We start from the raw sequence: 20,503 nt of genomic DNA on the forward strand, positions 1-20,503 counted from the left end.
GGCGGGAGTCTGGGCCATCGGCGAGGTCGCCGCGATCGCCGGCCGCACGGTCGGGCTCGTCGCACCCGCCAACGCGATGGCGGAGGTGGTCGCCGACCGGATCCTCGGCGGCGACGCGACCTTCCCGGGGGTCGACGACGCCACCAAGCTCAAGCTCTCGGGCGTGGAGGTCGCCAGCTTCGGCGACGCCCTCGGCACCACGGAGGGAGCGCTCGAGGTCGTCTACGCCGATCCGGCCCGCGGTCTCTACCAGAAGGTCGTCGTCTCGGACGATGCGCGCACGCTGCTCGGCGGGATGTTCGTCGGCGACGCGGGCCCCTACTCCTCCCTCCGCCCGCTGCTGGGGCGTGAGCTGCCGGCCGAGCCCGGCGCCTACCTCGCGGCGGCGAGGGCGGAGGCGCCCTCGGGCGACCTTCCGGACGACGCCCAGGTCTGCTCGTGCAACAACGTCTCGGTCGGCGAGGTCCGCCACGCGATCGGCGAGGGGTGCACCGAGCTGGGGCCGCTCAAGGCCTGCACCCGCGCGGGCACCCAGTGCGGATCGTGCGTGCCCCTGGTGAAGAAGCTGCTCGACACGGAGCTGATCCGTGCGGGCGTCGAGGTCTCCCGCGCCCTCTGCGAGCACGTGGCGCTCAGCCGCAGCGAGCTGTTCGAGTCGGTCCGCATCCTCGGGCTGCACTCGGCCGAGCAGGTGATGGAGCGCTTCGGCTCCGGGCTGGGCTGCGACGTGTGCAAGCCGGTGATCGCCTCCGTCCTCGCCACCCAGACGAACGCCTACATCCTCGACGGCGGCCAGGCGCCGCTGCAGGACACCAACGACCGCGCCCTGGCCAACATGCAGAAGGACGGCACCTACTCCGTCGTCCCGCGGATCCCCGGGGGCGAGATCACGCCGGCGAAGCTCAAGGTGATCGCCGAGGTCGCCGAGCAGTACGGCCTCTACACGAAGATCACCGGCGGGCAGCGGATCGACATGTTCGGCGCCCGCCTCGAGCAGCTGCCCGAGATCTGGCGCCTCCTCGTCGACGCCGGCTTCGAGTCGGGTCAGGCGTACGGCAAGTCGCTGCGCACGGTCAAGTCGTGCGTCGGATCGACCTGGTGCCGCTTCGGAGTCCAGGACGCGGTCGGGATGGCGGTCTTCCTCGAGGAGCGGTACCGGGGTCTCCGCTCGCCGCACAAGTTCAAGCTCGGGGTCAGCGGCTGCGCCCGCGAGTGCGCCGAGGCGCGGGGGAAGGACATCGGCGTCATCGCGAGCGACCTCGGCTGGAACCTCTACGTCGGCGGCAACGGCGGCTACCAGCCGGCGCACGCCCAGCTGCTCGCGCAGGACCTCGACGACGAGACCCTGGTGCGCTACATCGACCGCTACGTCATGTACTACGTGCGGACGGCCGAGCGGCTCCAGCGAACCGCACGCTGGCAGGAGGAGCTCCCCGGCGGACTCGAGCACGTGCGCGAGGTGGTCTGCGAGGACTCGCTCGGCATCGCCGCCGAGCTGGAGGCCGCCATGGCCACGCACGTCGACACCTACGTCGACGAGTGGGCGGCGACCCTCGCCGATCCCGACCGGCTCCGCCGCTTCCGCTCCTTCGTGAACGCCCCGGACACCGCGGATCCGCGCGTCGCGACCGTGCGCGAGCGCGGGCAGGTCCGGCCCGCCGGCCGGGACGAGAGACCGGACGGACCCGTGCTGGTCGCGGGGCCGAGGATCCCCGTCGGTCCTGCCGGGATCGGATCGGACTCGTGATGCAGCTCTCCCTCGACCTCGCCGGACGCCGCGTGCTCGTGATCGGCACCGCCTCCGGGACCCGCCGCGTGCTCGCCCGCTACCGAGCCGCCGGCGCACTCGTCGAGCGGCACGACGCGGAGGACGCGCTCACCCCGGCGCCCCCGGCCCTGATCGTGTGGGTGGAGGGGCCGGCGCCGCTCCGAGCAGCGGCGGCCGAGCTCTGCCCCTGGATCGTCGACGAGGCCCCCGCGCCGACCCGGCCGGTCGGGCACGTCAGCATCGTCGGCGGCGGCCCCGGCGATCCGGATCTGATGACCCTCGCCGCCCGCCGCGCCCTCCGCGACGCGGACGTGGTGCTCTACGACCGGCTCGGTCCGCACGAGGGCCTTGCCGAGTGGGCGCCCGGCGCCGAGCTGATCGACGTCGGCAAGACGCCGGGTCATCATGCGGTGCCGCAGCACGAGATCGAGCGGCTGATGATCGAGCGGGCCCTCGCGGGTCTTGACGTCGTGCGCCTGAAGGGCGGCGATCCGTTCGTGTTCGGCCGCGGGTCGGAGGAGGTGCGCGCGTGCCGGCTCGCCGGCGTCGGCTCCACGGTCGTCCCCGGAGTGACCAGCGCGATCTCGGTGCCCGCCGCCGCCGGGATCCCGGTCACCCACCGCGAGGTCAGCAGGGCCTTCACCGTGGTCTCGGGCCATGCGCCGTTCAGCGAGCAGGAGCTCGGCCATCTGGCCGGGCTGGGCGGGACGATCGTGGTGCTGATGGGCGTGAACACCCTCCCGCACCTCGTCGTCGGGCTGCAGCGCGCGGGGATGCGCGCCGACACGCCCCTCGCGATCGTCGAGCGGGGCTGGTCGCGCGACCAGCGCACGACGGTCTCGTCGGTCGGCAGAGTGCTCGGCCTGCTCGCCGAGCTGGCACCGCGCTCGCCCGCCGTGATCGTCATCGGCGAGGTGGTCCGGCAGGCCGCGTGCCATGATGCGGGGGACCCCGAGAGCATCGCCCGAGCGGTCGATGCACTGACCGCGTGAGACCCCGAGGGGGCCGAGCATGACCGGCACCGATCCCGACGCCGCCGTGGGGTTCCGACCCGACCAGCTGGACGGCTTCCGCATCGGGGTCACCTCCGACCGCCGCTCCGAGGACCTGATCGCCGCGTTCGAGCGCCGCGGTGCCGCCGTCACGCACGCCCCCACCATCCGAATGCGCGGCGTCGACACCGAGGGCGCGCTCGAGGAGGAGACCCGCGCCATCGTCGCCGCCCGTCCCGACGTGCTCCTCGCCACCACCTCCTACGGCCTGCGGCGCTGGCTCGAGGCTGCGGACGCCGCGGGGATCGAGCTGGCCGACGCGCTGTCCTCCGCGCGGATCCTCGTCCGCGGACCCAAGGCGCGCGGAGCGATCCGTGCGGCGGGTCTCGACGACCACGGGATGAGCGAGCGCGAGACGACCACCTCCCTCGTCGACCTGGCCCTGCGCGAGGGCGTCGCCGGCCGCACGATCGCGGTGCAGCTGCACGGATTCACCGACCCGGCTCAGCTGCAGCGTCTCCGCGACGCCGGCGCCCGGGTGCTCACGGCCGCGCCCTACCGCTGGAGCGTGCACGAGGACTCCGCCCGGGTGCTGCGGCTGATCGACGCAGTCTGCGGAGGGGGCATCGACGCCGTCACCTTCACCAGCGCGCCGGCGGTGGAGGCGCTCTTCACGGTCGCGGAGGCCGCGGGCCGCCTCGACGACCTCCAGGCGGCCTTCCGCGAGACGGTGGTCGCCGCCGCCGTGGGCCCGGTGACCGCAGCACCCCTGGTCGAGGCAGGGATCCTCCCGGTCGTGCCGGACCGGTTCCGGATGGGCGCGCTCATCCGCCTGACCTGCGAGCACCTCGAGCAGGCGTCGCCCCGCATCGAGACGGCCTTCGGCACTCTCGAGCTCCGAGGCCGGCACGCCGTCCTGGCCGGGACCCGGGTGGCGCTGACCCCGGTCGCGCTCGCGCTGTTCCGGACTCTCGTCGCCGCCGAGGGCGCGACCGTCGCGCGTCACGTCCTCGCGGCATCCGCGCCGGAGGCTCTCGACGACCACGCGGTCGACGTCGCCGTCAGCCGCCTCCGTCAGGCCCTCCCCGAACCGCGGCTCGTGGCGACGGTGATCAAGCGCGGCTACCGGCTCGCGACCCCGCTCTGAGCGGCGGCGCGATGCCATACTGGGCGCGTGAGCAGGCTGAGGGTGGTCGTCGCGCCCGACTCGTTCAAGGGGTCGGCGAGCGCGGTCGAGGTGGCGCAGGCGCTCGCCGAGGGCTGGAGGTCGGAGCGCCCGGGCGACGAGGTCGTCCTCGCGCCGATGGCGGACGGCGGCGAGGGCACGGTCGACGCCGTCGCGCTCGCGGTCCCCGGAGCGCGACGCCACCCGATCGAGGTGCCCGGTCCGGACGACCGCCCGGTCCGCGCCGACTGGCTGCTGCTCCCTGACGGGACCGCCGTGGTCGAGCTCGCCTCCGCCAGCGGCATCACCCTGCTCGATCCTCTCCGCCCGCTGACGGCGCACACCCGCGGCTTCGGCCGCGCGATCGCTGCGGCGCTCGACGCGGGAGCGCGGGAGCTGCTGCTCGCGATCGGCGGCAGCGCCTCGACCGACGGCGGAGTGGGAGCGCTCCGCGAGCTCGGCGCCCGCTTCACCACCGCCTCCGGCCACGAGCTCGGCGACGGAGGCGGTGCGCTGCCTGCACTCGCCGCAGTCGACCTCCGCGGGCTCCGGCCGCTGCCGCCCGGAGGCGCGGTCGTGCTCAGCGATGTCGTGACCCCGCTGCTCGGCGACTCCGGGGCGGCCCGCGTCTTCGGGCCGCAGAAGGGTGCCGGCCCCGAGGACGTCCTCCTCCTCGAGAGCGGCCTCCGCCGTCTCGCCGCACATCTGGACGCGGATGCCGACGCGCCGGGTGCCGGGGCGGCGGGCGGGACGGGCTTCGGGCTGTTCGCCTGGGGCGCGCGCCCGACCTCCGGCGCGGACGCCGTCGGACGGGCGATCGGGCTCCCGGCGCTCATCGAGGGCGCGGACATCGTGATCACGGGGGAGGGGCGCTTCGACGCGCAGTCCGCCGCGGGCAAGCTCCCCGTGCACGTCCTCGCGCTCGCCGAGGGGGCCGGGGCGCGGACCTTCCTCGTCGCCGGGGCGATCGAGGCGCCGACCTCCGTCTTCTCCGCGGCGGCGTCGCTGACGGAGGCGGCGGGCTCCGCGGCGGCGGCCCTCGCGGACCCCCTCCCGCACCTGCGCGCCGTCTCCCGGGGGTGGGCTGCGCGCGAGCTCTGACCGCTCGCGGTGTCGGTGGTCGGGCGTACCGTCCTCGCATGCTCCGCGATGCGATCCGACCACCACATCTTGTGGTCGAGCCGCCGCACGGACCCCACCGGTCGGGCATGCCGACACGCCGTGGCGCGTTGTACACAGTGAACGGGATCCTTCTGTCCACACCTGTGGATGGTTCGTCCGGATCCGCGTCCTTCCGCGGTTCCACGGGCTCCGGCCTGTGGATGAACGGGGGAGGAACCGGTGGATAACTACACGGCTGTAACTACTACGTCTAGTGGGCTGACACCGGCCCGCCCCCTATATGTAGTATTGCTGAGCAGGTCGGAGCGAGAGCCCCACCGGCACCCAGAACTCACCCGGACCACCCTCCGACCCCGCCCGCATCGCGAGCCGCCGGTCGGGGAGCGGCACCGGGACACCCCCTCCGAAAGGCGACACCCATGGCTGTGACGGTCTACACCAAGCCCTCCTGCGTCCAGTGCACCGCGACGTACCGCGCCCTCGACAGCAAGGGCATCGACTACGAGGTGTTCGACCTCTCCGTGGACGAGAAGGCCCTCGAGGCCGTCAAGGCCCTCGGCTACCTCCAGGCGCCGGTCGTCATCACGGACGACGACCACTGGTCCGGCTTCCGCCCCGACAAGATCGCGACCCTCTGAGGCGCACGGACCGCGATCCGCGGCGTCGTCGGCGGGCGCCGTAGCGCCGCTGCGGCTTCCTCCTCCGCCTTGCGGCTCACCGCGCAGCCGCCTCAGAGGCGGGACCGAGAACAGCAGCTGACGAGGAGAGGGGCCGGACGATGAGCGGGCTCGTGTACTTCTCCAGCAGCTCGGGGAACACGCACCGGTTCATCGAGAAGCTCGGACGGCCGGCGCAGCGCATCCCGCTCCACGCCCGCCGCGACGGAGCCGCCCTCGACACGCTCCACGTCCACGAGCCGTACGTGCTCGTCCTCCCCACCTACGGCGGCGGCAACGGCGGAGGAGCGGTCCCCAAGCAGGTCATCCGGTTCCTCAACGATCCGTGCAACCGCTCCTTGATCCGCGGCGTCATCGGCGCCGGCAACACGAACTTCGGCGAGGCGTACTGCCTCGCCGGCGACATCATCGCCCGCAAGTGCGAGGTGCCGCACCTCTATCGATTCGAAGTATTCGGAACACCCGACGACGTCCGCGCCGTCGACGAAGGATTGGACACGTTTTGGACGCAGCAGTGATCGACGCTCCCCGCGACGCCGCACAGATGGACTACCACTCGCTCAACGCGATGCTGAACCTCTACGGCCCGAACGGAGAGATCCAGTTCGACAAGGACCGCGAGGCCGCTCGCGAGTTCTTCCTGCAGCACGTCAACCAGAACACGGTGTTCTTCCACACGCTCAAGGAGCGCCTCGACTACCTGGTCGAGAAGGAGTACTACGAGCAGGCCGTGCTCGACCAGTACTCGTTCGAGTTCATCCAGCAGCTCAACGACCTGGCGTACTCGAAGAAGTTCCGCTTCGCGACCTTCCTCGGCGCGTTCAAGTACTACACCTCGTACACGCTCAAGACCTTCGACGGGAAGCGCTACCTCGAGCGCTTCGAGGACCGCGTCGTGATGACCGCCCTCGGCCTCGCCCAGGGCGACGAGACGCTCGCGACCGCCCTCGTCGAGGAGATCGTCGCCGGCCGCTTCCAGCCCGCGACCCCGACCTTCCTCAACACCGGCAAGGCCCAGCGCGGCGAGCTCGTCTCCTGCTTCCTGCTGCGCATCGAGGACAACATGGAGTCGATCGCCCGCGGCATCAACTCCGCCCTCCAGCTCTCCAAGCGCGGCGGCGGCGTCGCCCTCTCGCTCTCGAACATCCGCGAGGCCGGCGCCCCGATCAAGCAGATCGAGAACCAGTCCTCGGGCATCATCCCCGTGATGAAGCTCCTCGAGGACAGCTTCAGCTACGCCAACCAGCTCGGCGCGCGCCAGGGCGCGGGAGCGGTGTACCTCTCGGCGCACCACCCCGACATCCTCCGCTTCCTCGACACCAAGCGCGAGAACGCCGACGAGAAGATCCGCATCAAGACGCTCTCCCTCGGCGTCGTCGTGCCCGACATCACGTTCGAGCTCGCGAAGAACAACGAGGACATGTACCTCTTCTCGCCCTACGACGTCGAGCGCGTCTACGGCATCCCCTTCGGCGACATCTCCCTCTCGGAGAAGTACCGCGAGATGGTCGACGACCCGCGCATCAAGAAGACCAAGATCTCGGCGCGCGAGTTCTTCCAGACCATCGCCGAGATCCAGTTCGAGTCGGGCTACCCCTACATCGTGTTCGAGGACACGGTGAACCAGGCGAACCCGATCAAGGGCCGCATCAACATGTCCAACCTCTGCTCCGAGATCCTCCAGGTCAACACCCCGACGACCTACAACGAGGACCTCTCCTACGCGCAGATCGGCAAGGACATCTCCTGCAACCTCGGCTCGCTGAACATCGCGCTGACGATGGACTCGCCCGACTTCGGCCGCACCATCGAGACCGCGATCCGCGGCCTCACCTCGGTGTCCGACCAGTCGCACATCACCTCGGTCCGCTCGATCGAGGACGGCAACGACAAGTCGCACGCCATCGGCCTCGGCCAGATGAACCTGCACGGCTACCTCGCCCGCGAGCGGATCCACTACGGATCCGAGGAGGGCATCGACTTCACCAACATCTACTTCTACTCGGTGCTGTTCCACGCCCTGCGCGCCTCCAACAACCTCTCCATCGAGCGCGGCACCACCTTCGAGGGCTTCGCCGACTCGAAGTACGCCTCGGGCGAGTTCTTCGACACCTACACCGAGAAGGAGTGGGCGCCGGCCACCGAGCGCGTCTCCCGCCTCTTCGCCGACTCGGGCATCGCGGTCCCCACCCGGGACGACTGGCGCGCGCTCAAGGCCTCGGTCATGGAGCACGGCATCTACAACCAGAACCTGCAGGCCGTCCCGCCGACCGGCTCGATCTCGTACATCAACAACTCGACGTCCTCGATCCACCCGATCGCGTCGAAGATCGAGATCCGCAAGGAGGGCAAGCTCGGCCGCGTCTACTACCCGGCGCCGTTCATGACGAACGACAACCTGGAGTACTACCAGGACGCGTACGAGATCGGCTACGAGAAGATCATCGACACCTACGCCGCGGCCACGCAGCACGTCGACCAGGGCCTCTCGCTCACGCTCTTCTTCAAGGACACGGCGACCACCCGCGACGTCAACCGCGCTCAGATCTACGCCTGGCGCAAGGGCATCAAGACGATCTACTACATCCGCATCCGTCAGCTGGCGCTCGAGGGCACCGAGCTCGACCAGTGCGTCTCGTGCATGCTCTAGAGCACGCAGCCCCACCCCCCTCCGCACGACCCATCCGCAGCAGCGAGAAGGAATCATGACTCCCCCCGAGAAGCTCAAGCTCGTCGACTCCGTCCAGGCGATCAACTGGAACCGGATCCAGGACGACAAGGACGTCGAGGTGTGGAACCGCCTCACGAGCAACTTCTGGCTGCCCGAGAAGGTCCCGCTGTCGAACGACATCCAGTCGTGGAACACGCTCACGCACCAGGAGCAGCAGCTCACCATGCGCGTGTTCACCGGGCTCACCCTGCTCGACACCGTGCAGGGCACCGTCGGCGCCGTCTCGCTCATCCCGGACGCGATCACGCCTCACGAGGAGGCCGTGTACACGAACATCGCGTTCATGGAGTCGGTCCACGCCAAGTCGTACTCCTCGGTGTTCTCGACCCTGTCGAACACCCAGGACATCGACGAGGCCTTCCGCTGGTCGATGGAGAACCCGAACCTGCAGAAGAAGGCGTCCATCGTGATGGACTACTACCGCGGCGACGACCCGCTGAAGCGGAAGGTCGCCTCCACGCTGCTGGAGTCGTTCCTCTTCTACTCGGGCTTCTACCTGCCGATGTACTGGTCCTCGCGCGCCAAGCTCACCAACACGGCCGACCTCGTGCGCCTGATCATCCGCGACGAGGCCGTGCACGGCTACTACATCGGCTACAAGTTCCAGAAGGGACTCGAGCGGGTCGACCAGGCCAAGCGCGACGAGATCAAGGACTACACGTTCTCGCTGCTCTACGAGCTCTACGACAACGAGGCGCAGTACACGCAGGACCTCTACGACCAGCTCGGCCTGACCGAGGACGTCAAGAAGTTCCTGCACTACAACGCCAACAAGGCGCTGATGAACCTCGGCTACGAGCCGATGTTCCCCAAGCAGGTCACCGATGTGAACCCCGCGATCCTGTCGGCCCTCTCGCCCAACGCGGACGAGAACCACGACTTCTTCTCGGGCTCCGGCTCCTCCTACGTGATCGGCAAGGCCGTGAACACCGAGGACGAGGACTGGGACTTCTAGGCGTCGACACCACGTCCCGGCCTCCACGGCGAACGGCCCCTCCCCTCGCGGGTGAGGGGCCGTTCCTCGTCTCCGGGCGGCGGGCGGGCGCCGGGTCACCGCACCCGGCGAGGCGCCGCCCTGTCGCCGAGGCGCCGTCCTGCCGGCGGCGCCTCGGCGACACCACGGTGTCTCGCGGAGCGGGGCCGGAGGGGCGGTCGTGGGCGCCGTCAGAGGGCCAGGCGCATCAGCACCCGGGGGAAGCCGTCGAGCACCGAGGTCGTGTCCGCGGCCTTCTCGAAGCCGGCGCGCTCGAACAGCGAGCGCGTGCCGACGTACGCCATCGTCAGGTCGACCTCCGTGCCGGCGTTGTCGACCGGGTAGCCCTCGACCGCCGGTGCCCCGTGGACCCGGGCGAACTCGACGGCGCCCTCGAGCAGCGGATGCGAGATCCCGCGACCGCGGAAGCCGGGCCGCACGCGGAGGCACCACACGCTCCACACGTCGAGGGCGTCCACGTGCGGGATGCGCCAGTTCGTCGCGTAGCTCGTGTCGGCCCGGGGGTGCACCGCCGCCCAGCCGACCACCTCGTCGCCGTCGTACGCGAGGACGCCGGGCGGAGGATCCTCCGCGACGAGCTCCCGCACCCGGGCGCCGCGAGCGGGACCGGCGAGAGCCCGGTTCTCGACGGAGGAGCGGAGCCGGTAGCTCAGGCACCAGCACACGCTCGCGTCGGGGCGCTTCGGGCCGACCATCGTCGCCAGGTCGTCGAAGACGGTGGCCGCGCGCACCTCGATCGTCATGGCGGCAGCCTTCCACCGTCGCGATGTGCGGACAAGCCGTTCAGAAGTCAGGACGAACGACGAAGGACTCCCTCCCTGCCGCGGAACCGGGGTCGCGGCACCACGTTCGTCCGGCATCCTCAACGCCCTCCGCCGATTCACCACTCCACCGGATGAATCGCACCAGCGCCCCCTGTTGGACGGCGCCCAGGCGGGGCGCCTACCGTGGACGAGGTATCCAACGAAGGAGCACTCCCTGTGAAGCACGTCCCCCTCGGCACCTCCGGTGTCGACTCCCCGAACGTCGTCCTCGGCCTCATGCGCATCCCCGAGATGAGCGACGAGGCGATCCGCGGCCTCATCGGCGCCGCCCGCGACTCCGGCATCGACTTCTTCGACCACGCCGACGTGTACGGCGGCGAGCTGCACCGCTGCGAGGAGCGCTTCGCCGAGGCGATGGCGCTCACCCCGTCGGAGCGTGAGCAGGTCGTCCTGCAGACCAAGGCGGGCATCGTCCCGGACGGCCCTTACTTCGACTTCTCGTACGAGCACCTGATCGCCTCGGTCGAGGGCTCGCTGAAGGCGCTGCGCACCGACTACGTCGACGTGCTGCTCCTGCACCGGCCCGACGCGCTCGTCGAGCCCGATGAGGTGGCCCGCGCATTCGACGAGCTGCACGCGTCCGGCAAGGTGAAGCACTTCGGCGTCTCGAACCAGACGCCGTACCAGATCGAGCTGCTGAAGAAGTCGCTGAACCAGCCGATCGTGGCGAACCAGCTGCAGCTCTCGATCACCCACGCGCCGCTGATCGCGCAGGGCGTCGCCTCCAACATGGTCGGCGAGGACCAGTCCGTCATGCGCGACGCCGGCATCCTCGACTACTGCCGCCTGAACGACATCACCGTGCAGGCCTGGTCGCCCTTCCAGGCGGGGTTCTTCACCGGCGTCTTCCTCGACAACCCGGCCTACCCCGAGCTGAACGCCGTCATCGACCGGCTCGCAGCGACGTACGAGGTCCCGGCGATCGCCGTGGCCACCGCCTGGATCACCCGCCACCCGGCGGGCATGCAGGTCGTGCTCGGCACGACCAACGAGCAGCGCGTGCGCGATGCGGCCCTCGGCTCCGATCTGCCGCTCACGCGGCCGGAGTGGTACGAGCTGTTCCGCGCGGCGGGCTACCTCGTCCCCTAGAGCTCCCACCCCGGAGGAAATGCGCGTCGGCGCAGAGAGGCACGGACTCCCCGGAGTCCGTGCCTCTTCCCGTCCCCGCGAGACGCCCGTCGGAACGCCCGCCGCGGTGTGCCGTGGACCGAAGCGGCATCTCGCGGGGGAGGGGCGGGAATAGGAACGGCACCCCTGCGTTGAACTTGAGCGTAACCGACTCAACTTCCTCAGGAGGACAGGTGCCCGACAACTACAGCGAGGCCGGAGCGAGCTCGTTCGACGACTTCCTCGCCCGCTACCTCGACGGTGAGCGCGCCCGCGCGGCGCGGTCGATCGACCTCAGCCGATTCCTCACCGCCCGTACCCGCGACATCCTGCAGTCCGCAGGACGCTTCGCCCTCGAGCGCGGCCAGACCGAGCTCGACGCCCTGCACGTGCTCCGCGTGCTCATCGACGACGAGACCGTCTCGCAGGCCGTGCGCCGCATCGGCGTCGACCCGGCCGCCATCGCCACCGCCGCGGAGGCGCGCCTGCCGCAGGCCGACGAGGCCCACGCCTCGCAGAACGCGGCCACCATCACCCCCAGCGCGCAGCGCGCGCTGTTCCACGCCTACCAGGTCGCCCGCTCCAGCGGTTCGACCTACATCGAGCCCGAGCACCTCTTCTTCGCGCTCGTGCTCGGCCAGGACGCCCCCGCCGGGCAGGTCCTCGCCCGCGCCGGCGTCACCGCCGAGGCCCTCACCCAGGGCATGCGCGAGACCGAGGCCCCGCAGCAGCAGGAGGCGGGACAGCCCGCCTCCGACACTCCGATGCTCGACAAGTTCGGCACCGACCTCACCGCTCTCGCCCGCGAGGGCCGGCTCGACCCGGTCATCGGGCGCGCCGACGAGATCGAGCAGACCGTCGAGATCCTCAGCCGCCGCACCAAGAACAACCCGGTGCTCGTCGGCGAGGCCGGCGTCGGCAAGACCGCCATCGTCGAGGGCCTGGCCCGCGCGATCGTGGCGGAGGAGGTCCCCGAGCAGCTGCGCGGCAAGCGCGTGATCTCGCTCGACCTCCCCGGCATGGTGGCCGGCACCCGCTACCGCGGCGACTTCGAGGAGCGCCTCACCGGCACCATGGACGAGATCGCGGCGCACTCCGGCGAGCTGATCGTCTTCATCGACGAGGTCCACACCGTCGTCGGTGCGGGCGGCGGCGGCGAGGGCGGCATGGACGCGGGCAACATCCTCAAGCCGCGTCTGGCCCGAGGCGAGCTGCACCTCGTCGGCGCCACCACGCTCAAGGAGTACCGCACCATCGAGAAGGACCCGGCACTGGAGCGGCGCTTCCAGCCGGTCCGCGTCGGCGAGCCCGGCATCGAGGACGCGGTCGCCATCCTGCACGGCCTGCGCCCCGCCTACGAGGAGCACCACCGGGTGCGCTTCACCGACGAGGCCCTCCGCGCCTCCGTCGAGCTCTCGGCCCGGTACCTCACCGACCGCGTGCTGCCCGACAAGGCGATCGACCTGATCGACCAGGCCGGCGCGCGCCTCCGCCTCCGCCTCGGAGCCGGCGTCGACACCGGAGCTCTGCTCGAGCGTCTGGCGACCCTGGAGGCCGACAAGAACGCGGCCGTCTCAGCCGAGCACTACGAGGAGGCGTCCCGCGTCCGCGACGAGATCAGCGCCGTGCAGGCGGAGCTCGACGCGGCCACCGGCAGCGCCCCCGCGGAGGCGGTCGTCGGCGAGACCGAGATCGCCGCCGTCATCGCCCGCGCCACCGGCATCCCGGTGTCGCGGCTCACGGAGGGGGAGCGCGAGCGCCTCGCGCACCTCGAGACCGAGCTGCACCAGCGGGTCATCGGCCAGGACGACGCGGTCACCGCGGTCGCCCGGGCCGTCCGCCGCAGCCGCACAGGCCTCGGCGACTCCTCGCGCCCGGTCGGCTCGTTCCTCTTCCTCGGCCCGACCGGTGTCGGCAAGACGGAGCTGGCGCGCACCCTCGCCGGCTCCCTCTTCGCCGACGAGCAGTCGGTCATCCGCTTCGACATGAGCGAGTTCGGCGAGCGTCACACGGTCTCGCGGCTGGTCGGCGCCCCTCCCGGGTACGTCGGCTACGACGAGGCCGGTCAGCTGACCGAGCGCGTGCGCCGGAACCCGTACTCGGTGGTCCTCTTCGACGAGATCGAGAAGGCGCACCCCGACGTGTTCAACCTGCTGCTGCAGGTGCTCGACGACGGGCGTCTGACCGACGGCCAGGGGCGGACGGTCGACTTCCGCAACACGGTGATCATCATGACCTCGAACCTCGGCTCGGAGTTCCTGGCCTCGCGGTCGGGTGCGCTCGGCTTCGTCGCTCAGAGCGACGCGTCGGCCGAGGGCTTCGCCTCGGAGAAGGACCTGCGCGATCGCGTCATGGGCCGTCTCCGCGAGGCGATGCGCCCCGAGTTCCTCAACCGGATCGACGAGATCGTCCTGTTCCGCCGCCTCGGCCGCGAGCAGCTGCGGGAGATCGTCGGCATCGTCCTCGACACCACGCGCTCCCGCCTCGCTCCCCGCGAGGTGACGCTCGAGGTGACGGAGGCGGCCGTCGACTGGCTCGCCGAGAACGGCTACGAGCCGCAGTACGGCGCCCGGCCCCTGCGCCGGCTCGTCCAGCGCTCCATCGACGACCGGATCGCCGACCTGTTCGTCAGCGGCGAGGTCTCCGACGGAGGCGCGGTCCGCGTCGACGCCGTCGGCGGCGAGCTGCTGGTGACCTCGGCCGCCGCCCTCCCGCTGGCCGCGTAGCCGGTCCCGCTCCGACCCCCGTCCCTCCTCCTCCCGCGAGACGCCGCTCGTGACGACGGCACCGCCCGTCGTCGCGAGCGGCGCCCGCGGAGGGGGAGGGGCGGGGGTCTCCGCGTCCTCACGGCTTGCCACAGCGGTCCCGGCGGGATAGACACGAGAGCACGAGAACCGGAGGCACGATGTCGAACCCGCGCTACTACGACCCCGTGGGCAAGGCGGTCCGGGCGCTGCTCGTGCTGAGCCTCGTCTGCTTCGCCCTGGCGGTGGGCATGTTCGCCCTCGACATCGTCATGCCCGGCACCATGACGGACGAGCGACGGCCCTGGGCCGAGGCCAGCGGGGCGCTCGCCTCGTTCGGCGTGCTGGCCCTCATCGTCTACTTCGCGACCGTCGCGATCGTCGGCGCGATCCGGGGGCGCGGGCAGTAGGCCCGGCTCCGACGCCGTCGTCCGACAGGAACGCGTCCGGCCCGCGGGATCCGAGGATCCTCGCGGGCCGGACGCGTTCTCGCGAGCCGTCAGGCGCCGGTCAGGGGCACTTCTTCGCGGTGATCGTCACCTTCAGCGTGGCGTCCGGAGCGACGGGGGAGCCGCCGGCCGGCTCCTGCCCGGTGACCTGGCCGGCGTCGGGCGCCTTCGGGTCCTCGGCGCAGGCGAGCGTGATCTTCGTGAAGCCTGCGGCGCCGAAGGCGTTCTTCGCGGCCTCCAGATCCTGGCCCGTCACGTTCGGCACGGTCTTCTGGTTGCCGGAGCTGGTGAACACGGTGATCGCGGTGCCGCGCGGGGCCGAGCCCGACGGGTCGGCGCGGGTGACCGTCCCGACCGCGGCGTCGCTCGCCTCCGTGCCGCCCTGCACGACGCCGAAGCCGGCCGCCTCGAGCTTGGCCTCGGCGTCGGCGGAGGAGAGTCCGACGACATCCGGGATGTCGACCTTCGGGACGACCTGCAGCGAGCCGTCGGCCTCCGGGAACTCCGTCCCGCCGTACGTCGCGTCGGCGGCGCGCATGACGACCGGCCAGATGCGGTGGCGCGCGGTGGCGGCGGATCCGGAGTCGAAGGAGTAGCGGCCGAGGCGCAGGTTCGCGTCGCCCTTCACGTTGAACACGCCGACGGCGGTCGCGACGCGGGTGCTCGCTCCGGTCATCCAGGTGGCCTTCGCATCGTCGGTGGTGCCGGTCTTGCCGATCAGCGGAACGCCGTCGCCGGTGCGGGAGGCCACGGCCGTCCCTCCGCCGGTGAAGGTCGCCTGCAGCGCGACGGCCGCGGTGGCGGCGACGTTGCGGTCGATCGACTGGCGGCAGTTCGCCGGGGGCACCGGCTGGTCGGCTCCGGCTGAGTCGGTGATGCGGTCGATCGCGACGGGGTCGCAGGTCGTGCCGCCGGAGGCGATGGTGGCGAAGGCGCCGGCCATCGAGAGGGGCGAGACGTAGTTCGTGCCGAGCACCGACGACGGGTTGTGCTCGAGCTCCTCGCCGCTGCCCTGCTTCACGCCCATGTCGACCGCGGTGTCGCGGATGCCGCACAGGTCGAGCTCACGGGCCATGCCGACGAAGCCGGTGTTGAGGGAGGTCTTCGTGAAGGACACCGGGGTGCCGACCTCGCCGGTGCCGCCCTCGTCGTTCTTCGCGCTCGTCTCGTTGCTCGTGTCGGTGCCGCCGGAGACGCAGGAGTCCGTGAAGGTGCCCCAGGTGGACTTGCGCGTCCCGTCGACCGACTCGTTGATGCTGTGGCCCTCCTTCAGCCACTCCACCAGGGTGAAGAGCTTGTAGGTCGAGCCCGGCTGGATCCCGGAGGATCCGCCGTTGGCCCGATCGGTGCTGTAGTTCACGGCGCTGTAGGACGGGTCCGTCGTGAGGACGTCCGGATCCTGCGAGTACTTCTTGTTCTGCGTCATCGCGAGCACGCGCCCGGATCCGACCTCGACGCTGACCGAGACGGCTCCGACGTCGAAGTTCCAGGTCTGCGGGACCTGCGCGTCGACGGCGGCGACGGCCGCGTCCTGCAAGCCGACGTCGAGCGTCGTGTAGACGTCGAGGCCGCCGCGGCGGAAGTTGGTCCAGCGGGTGTCCTCGTCGGCGCCGAAGATCTCGTTGTTCTTCAGGACGTTGGTGACGTAGTCGCAGAAGAAGCCCGCGTTGCCCGCGGTCGAGCAGCCGGTGCTGGGCTGGGTGATGCGGGGCTCGATCGGAGTGGCGACGGCGGCGTCGTGGTCCTCCTGCGAGATCTTCCCCTCCTCGAGCATCTTGCCGATGATGTAGTCGCGGCGGTCCTTGTTGCGGGCGTAGCCGTTCGCGGCGCCGTTGTCCGGGTTGTCGGGCTGGTCGATCCGCAGGACGGCCGGGTTGTTGACGATCGCGATGAGGCTCGCGGCCTGGGCGATCGAGAGGTCCGCGGCCGAGGTCGCGTAGTAGTAGTTCGCGGCGGTCTCGAGGCCGTAGGTGGTGCCTCCGAAGAACGCGATGTTGAGGTAGCCCTGGAGGATCTGGTCCTTCGTGTACTGCTTCTCGAGCCCGATGGCGAGCTTCATCTCGCGGAGCTTGCGCTCGGGGGAGGTCCGGGTGGCCTCGTCGATCGCAGCCGCGCGCTCGGCGTCGTCCGAGATGTTGCGGACGGCCTTCTCGACGAGGACGTTCTTCACGTACTGCTGGGTGATCGAGGATCCGCCCTGCACGTCGTTGCCGAGCACGTAGGTCTGCGCGACGGCGCGGAGCGTGCCGGGGAGGTCGACTCCGCCGTGGTCGTAGAAGCGGGGGTCCTCACCCGAGACGGCGGCGTCCTTGGCGGCCTGGGCGATGCGGTCGAGCGGCACCTCGACGCGGTTCTCGACGTAGAAGGAGGCGAGCAGCTGCGGGCCGTCGGAGCCGGTCGCGTAGATGTTGCTCTTCTCGGAGAGCTTGTCGACCTCGAGGTAGTCGGGCAGGCCGTCGAAGACGCCGATCGACTGGTTCGCGGCGACTCCGGCGAGCGCCACAGCCGGGGTGACGGTGGCGGTCACGAGGACTCCGGCCACGACGCTCATGCCCAGGAAGCCCACGATCGCCTTGACCACACCACCGGTGGTCCTTCTGTCGGACGCCAAACCTTCTCCTTCGCGAATCCCCCCGGATGCTGCGACGACCGCGGCCGACGCCCTGCACGCTCCGTGCGGCAGGTCAACCTCGACAGACTAACCCGAGAGCCCCCGAAGACGAAGGCCCGGCCAGAGGCCTGAAAAGACCCTGACCGCCACCCGGGGGACGGTGTTCCCTAGGCTGTCGGCATGGTGAGCCCCTCCTCCGACCCCGGACCGGCCGACGCGACGACCCCGGAGGCCGCTCCGGTCGCGCCCCCGCAGGCCGTCCCCGCACCGCCCACGGGCGCCCTCTCGTACGCTCTCGGCTTCCTCGCGTTCATCGGGATCCCGTTCCTCAGCCTGATCGTGGGCGGCATCGTCATGGCGTCCGTGTACCCCTCCGCCCGGAGGAAGGGCGGGCTCGCCGCCGAGAACGCGCGGAACGCGGCGAACTGGGGTCTGACGGTGATCCTGATCGGGGTCGTGACGCTCGGCGCGCACGTCGTGCTGCTCTTCGCCGCCTCCGACACCCCGCTCGCGAAGGACTTCTATCCGATCGGCATCCCGATCACGCTGTTCGCCGTGCTCTGGCTGGTGCACTTCGTGCTGATCATCTGCGGACTGGTGAAGGCGAATCAGCGCGAGGTGTTCCGTCCGCGCATCGCGATCCCGTTCCTCCGCCCGCCCGCGGCCTGAGCTCAGGCGCCGACGGGCCAGAGGTAGTCGAGCCCCGGCGGCGTGCCGGGGAACAGCGGGCCGTAGTGGTCCTCGTCCTTGGTCACGAGCTTCGAGCGGTGCGAGAGGTGCAGCCGCTCGTCGCCGAACCACGGCGGGAGCGGGTAGTCGCCGGTCAGGGAGGCGGCGAGATCCTCCGGGGCGGCGGCGAGGGCCTCCTCGGTCTTCACGAGGCACGTGTCGGCGAAGCCGCGCTCCGTCCACTCCGCGCAGGTCTCGCGCTGGTAGGTCATCAGCGCCGGCCGGAAGCCCCGCCACATCCGCGTGACGGGGTGGTTCTGCCAGCCGTACCCCGGGACGGTCAGCGCCCGCATGACCTGCAGCGTCTCGACGCGCTGCTTGCCGAGCCGCTTGCCGTCGAGGGCGCGGACGCTGCGGTGGAAGTCGGGGTAGGGGAGGAAGGTCTGCACGCCTCCCAGTCAACAGCGGCCCGTCTCCCTCCGGCCACCCTCCCGTCACGCCGATGTCGCCTGGCGTGCGTAGCGTCCGGGGCATGACCGGACTCCCCCTCCTCGCCACCGACGACGTGCAGCTGCGCTGGGCGCGACCCGAGGTCCTCGACTCCGCCCGCCACCGGATGCTGCGCCTGCTCACCCTCGCCGAGCGCCTGCGCTACGAAGCGACGAGTCGGCGCGAGGTCCGGGACGGCTTCCTCCTCGGCCGGGTCCTCGTGCGCGAGCTGGCGGCGGAGACGCTCGGGATCGATCCCCTCGAGGTCGCCGTGGACGCGCGCTGCCAGCGCTGCTCCGGACCGCACGGCCGCCCGGTGCTCCGCGGCGAGCACCCGGCGCTGGAGCGGATGCGGATCAGCATCGCGCACTGCGACGGCGCGGTGGTCGCGGCGCTGGCGACCGGACGCGACATCGGGATCGACGCGGTGCGCGCCCGCAGCGTCCGCGACCGCGTGGCCTCCGGGGCGACGACGGCGGAGCAGGTGCTCGCCGACCTGCGCTCGCAGGCGGTCGCGAAGGCCGACGGGCGCGGGACGTCGAGCGACGAGCCCGTCCGCTTCCGCACCAGGGAGGGTGCGACCGAGGCCTGGATCGAGGGCTCGAGCCGCTACTTCGCCGTCTCGGAGCCGGCGGTCCACTCCGCGCTCGTCGTGGCGGTCGCGGTCGCTCAGGAGTGACCGCGGGGCGCGGTCCCCGGCCGTTGCGCTGGTCCGCGCCTAGGCGAACAGCGACAGCGTGATCGTCGAGCGGTAGGAGCCGGCCTCGACGTCCGGCTCGGCCAGCAGCCGCAGCTCGGCGTCGGCGCTCCAGGTGCCGACCCCGCCGGCGGCTCCGAGCAGCAGCGCGTCGCGCAGGCCCGCGCCGCCCTCGAGGGAGGAGGCGACCGGATCGCCCGCGACGGCGCCGGTGCCGGCGACGAGGCGCGGGGTCCAGCCGAGGTGGTCGGCTCCGATCGAGGCGCTCGGGCCGGCGAGGGCGCTCGCCGAGGCGAGGACGTACCAGTCGTTCTGCGCGGCGACGCGCGAGTCGGTGACGGTGACCGTGGGCAGCCCGCCCGTGAACCGGCGCTGGAGGGCAGTGGAGCCCGACTCGGCGAGGTCGACGGCGTCGGCGGCGACGGAGAGCGAGAGGGAGCCGGGCTGCGCGGGAGGGGTGATGTCGACGTCGACGTCCACTCCGTCGAGGTCGTGGAGCAGGGGCGGCGTGCGGACCGGGTCCTCGCCGGTGAGGGGATCGGCGGCGTCGGGCGGAGTGGCGGAGGGGGAGTCGGCGGGACGGTCTGCGGCGGGCTCCGAGACCCTCGCGCAGACGGTGGCCTACCCGGCCCGCGTCTGCTGAGCGCACGGCGGCCGGTCGTCCGGTCGTGACGGAGGAGGGAGTGCCCGCGGGCGCTCCCTCCTCTGCGTGTGCGGCGCATCATCCGACGCGCAGGGCGAGTGCGGGCTCGATGTGCGCGGCTCAGGGCTCCAGATGCCGAAGGACGTGCCGGGCCTGGGCGGGAGCGCCGTCACGTCGATCTCCGCGGGCGGGAAGGAACGGCCGCTCCCCCGCAGGCGCTCCCCGAGAAGGAGATCGGTCGCCTGATCGATCCGGCTCAGCGCCGCCTCGTCGAAGAGGTGGGCGCACGAGCATGGCCGAGCCCGCTGGCGCGCTCCGCGGCACTCCACCCGGAAGCGGGGGTGCAGAGCACTTCGCGCTCCTGGTAGTAATCACAGGCGGGCGCATCGCAGAGCCCGCAGAACTGGACCGTCCGTGACCCGCACCACCCGCGCTCTCGCCGCGTTCGTCCCGACGACGACCCTCGTGCTCTCCGTGGTGTTCGCCTCCGCCGCACTCGCGCCCGAGGCGATGACCGCCCCGGAAGCGGTGTCGACGCCGACCGCCGCCTCGCCCGCGGAGGATGCGGCGGCGACTGCGGACCCCTCCGTTCCCGATGCGGGATCCGGCGCCTCCGACCGCCGCTCCTCGAGCCCCTCCTCCGCGGACCCCGTCGAGCCCGCGCAGCCGACGACCGGCTCCTCTTCCGCAGACCGGCCCGCCACAGACCCGCCCGCCGCAGACCGTCCCCGCACCGCCCACGGGCGCCCTCTCGTACGCTCTCGGCTTCCTCGCGTTCATCGGGATCCCGTTCCTCAGCCTGATCGTGGGCGGCATCGTCA

Annotated in this window: 17 protein-coding genes; 13 read left to right on the forward strand and 4 right to left on the reverse strand. The window is 71.4% G+C overall.

What is annotated here, in order from left to right; genetic code table 11:
• The 8 genes from nirB to nrdF form a co-directional block, all read left to right on the forward strand.
• On the forward strand, positions 1 to 1,747 hold a 1,747-nt coding region (gene nirB / locus C5C27_RS11280; protein WP_181133511.1), incomplete at its 5' end, for a nitrite reductase large subunit NirB.
• Positions 1,747 to 2,760 carry a uroporphyrinogen-III C-methyltransferase gene (cobA, locus tag C5C27_RS11285; RefSeq protein ID WP_104314412.1) on the forward strand — a complete coding sequence of 338 codons (1,014 nt, stop codon included), beginning with the start codon at positions 1,747 to 1,749 and terminating at the stop codon, positions 2,758 to 2,760. The genes nirB and cobA, both read left to right, overlap by 1 nt.
• A 19-nt stretch (positions 2,761 to 2,779) precedes the next feature.
• Positions 2,780 to 3,907 carry a uroporphyrinogen-III synthase gene (locus tag C5C27_RS11290; protein WP_104238252.1) on the forward strand — a complete coding sequence of 376 codons (1,128 nt, stop codon included), beginning with the start codon at positions 2,780 to 2,782 and terminating at the stop codon, positions 3,905 to 3,907.
• A 36-nt stretch (positions 3,908 to 3,943) separates the two neighbouring features.
• Entirely contained in the window at positions 3,944 to 5,026 is a 1,083-nt protein-coding gene (locus tag C5C27_RS11295) for a glycerate kinase (protein WP_104238265.1), read from the forward strand.
• A gap of 440 nt (positions 5,027 to 5,466) precedes the next feature.
• Positions 5,467 to 5,685: a glutaredoxin-like protein NrdH gene (gene nrdH / locus C5C27_RS11300; RefSeq protein WP_068255139.1), complete on the forward strand. Its 219-nt coding sequence runs from the start codon at positions 5,467 to 5,469 to the stop codon at positions 5,683 to 5,685.
• Between the two features lie 140 nt (positions 5,686 to 5,825).
• Positions 5,826 to 6,242, forward strand: a complete 417-nt coding sequence (nrdI, locus tag C5C27_RS11305; protein ID WP_104224357.1) for a class Ib ribonucleoside-diphosphate reductase assembly flavoprotein NrdI — start codon at positions 5,826 to 5,828, stop codon at positions 6,240 to 6,242.
• A gap of 26 nt (positions 6,243 to 6,268) precedes the next feature.
• Positions 6,269 to 8,374, forward strand: coding sequence for a class 1b ribonucleoside-diphosphate reductase subunit alpha (nrdE, locus tag C5C27_RS11310; protein WP_104250945.1), 2,106 nt, complete (start codon positions 6,269 to 6,271; stop codon positions 8,372 to 8,374).
• 55 nt (positions 8,375 to 8,429) lie between these two features.
• Positions 8,430 to 9,410, forward strand: a complete 981-nt coding sequence (nrdF, locus tag C5C27_RS11315) for a class 1b ribonucleoside-diphosphate reductase subunit beta (protein ID WP_104224358.1) — start codon at positions 8,430 to 8,432, stop codon at positions 9,408 to 9,410.
• A gap of 209 nt (positions 9,411 to 9,619) precedes the next feature.
• Here nrdF and C5C27_RS11320 read toward each other — a convergent pair whose 3' ends face one another.
• On the reverse strand, positions 9,620 to 10,192 hold the full coding sequence (locus tag C5C27_RS11320) for a GNAT family N-acetyltransferase (protein ID WP_104314407.1): 573 nt from the start codon (positions 10,190 to 10,192) through the stop codon (positions 9,620 to 9,622).
• A 237-nt stretch (positions 10,193 to 10,429) separates the two neighbouring features.
• Here C5C27_RS11320 and C5C27_RS11325 point away from each other — a divergent pair, with 237 nt between their 5' ends.
• From C5C27_RS11325 to C5C27_RS11335, 3 genes are all read left to right on the forward strand, one after another.
• Complete coding sequence (locus C5C27_RS11325; protein WP_258062785.1) at positions 10,430 to 11,362, forward strand: aldo/keto reductase family oxidoreductase; 933 nt, start codon at positions 10,430 to 10,432, stop codon at positions 11,360 to 11,362.
• A gap of 212 nt (positions 11,363 to 11,574) precedes the next feature.
• Positions 11,575 to 14,106 carry an ATP-dependent Clp protease ATP-binding subunit gene (locus tag C5C27_RS11330; RefSeq protein WP_104314408.1) on the forward strand — a complete coding sequence of 844 codons (2,532 nt, stop codon included), beginning with the start codon at positions 11,575 to 11,577 and terminating at the stop codon, positions 14,104 to 14,106.
• Positions 14,107 to 14,285: 179 nt separating this feature from the next.
• Positions 14,286 to 14,534: a hypothetical protein gene (locus C5C27_RS11335; RefSeq protein ID WP_104224361.1), complete on the forward strand. Its 249-nt coding sequence runs from the start codon at positions 14,286 to 14,288 to the stop codon at positions 14,532 to 14,534.
• Between the two features lie 100 nt (positions 14,535 to 14,634).
• Here the strand turns inward: C5C27_RS11335 and C5C27_RS11340 are convergent, their stop codons facing one another.
• On the reverse strand, positions 14,635 to 17,184 hold the full coding sequence (locus C5C27_RS11340) for a transglycosylase domain-containing protein (RefSeq protein ID WP_258066665.1): 2,550 nt from the start codon (positions 17,182 to 17,184) through the stop codon (positions 14,635 to 14,637).
• Between the two features lie 180 nt (positions 17,185 to 17,364).
• On the opposite strand from C5C27_RS11340, the gene C5C27_RS11345 reads away from it, so the two are divergent.
• Positions 17,365 to 17,853: a DUF4870 domain-containing protein gene (locus C5C27_RS11345; RefSeq protein ID WP_104314409.1), complete on the forward strand. Its 489-nt coding sequence runs from the start codon at positions 17,365 to 17,367 to the stop codon at positions 17,851 to 17,853.
• Between the two features lie 2 nt (positions 17,854 to 17,855).
• Here C5C27_RS11345 and C5C27_RS11350 read toward each other — a convergent pair whose 3' ends face one another.
• Positions 17,856 to 18,302 carry an MSMEG_6728 family protein gene (locus C5C27_RS11350; protein WP_104314410.1) on the reverse strand — a complete coding sequence of 149 codons (447 nt, stop codon included), beginning with the start codon at positions 18,300 to 18,302 and terminating at the stop codon, positions 17,856 to 17,858.
• 83 nt (positions 18,303 to 18,385) lie between these two features.
• Between C5C27_RS11350 and C5C27_RS11355 the strand changes: the two genes are divergently transcribed.
• Positions 18,386 to 19,021 carry a 4'-phosphopantetheinyl transferase superfamily protein gene (locus C5C27_RS11355; protein ID WP_104238247.1) on the forward strand — a complete coding sequence of 212 codons (636 nt, stop codon included), beginning with the start codon at positions 18,386 to 18,388 and terminating at the stop codon, positions 19,019 to 19,021.
• Positions 19,022 to 19,060: 39 nt separating this feature from the next.
• Here C5C27_RS11355 and C5C27_RS11360 read toward each other — a convergent pair whose 3' ends face one another.
• A complete protein-coding gene (locus C5C27_RS11360; RefSeq protein ID WP_181133513.1) occupies positions 19,061 to 19,519 on the reverse strand; it encodes a hypothetical protein in 459 nt (152 codons plus the stop codon).
• Positions 19,520 to 20,503: the final 984 nt, after the last annotated feature.

The sequence above is a fragment of the Rathayibacter sp. AY2B7 genome, from assembly GCF_002931635.1.
Lineage (GTDB): Bacteria > Actinomycetota > Actinomycetes > Actinomycetales > Microbacteriaceae > Rathayibacter.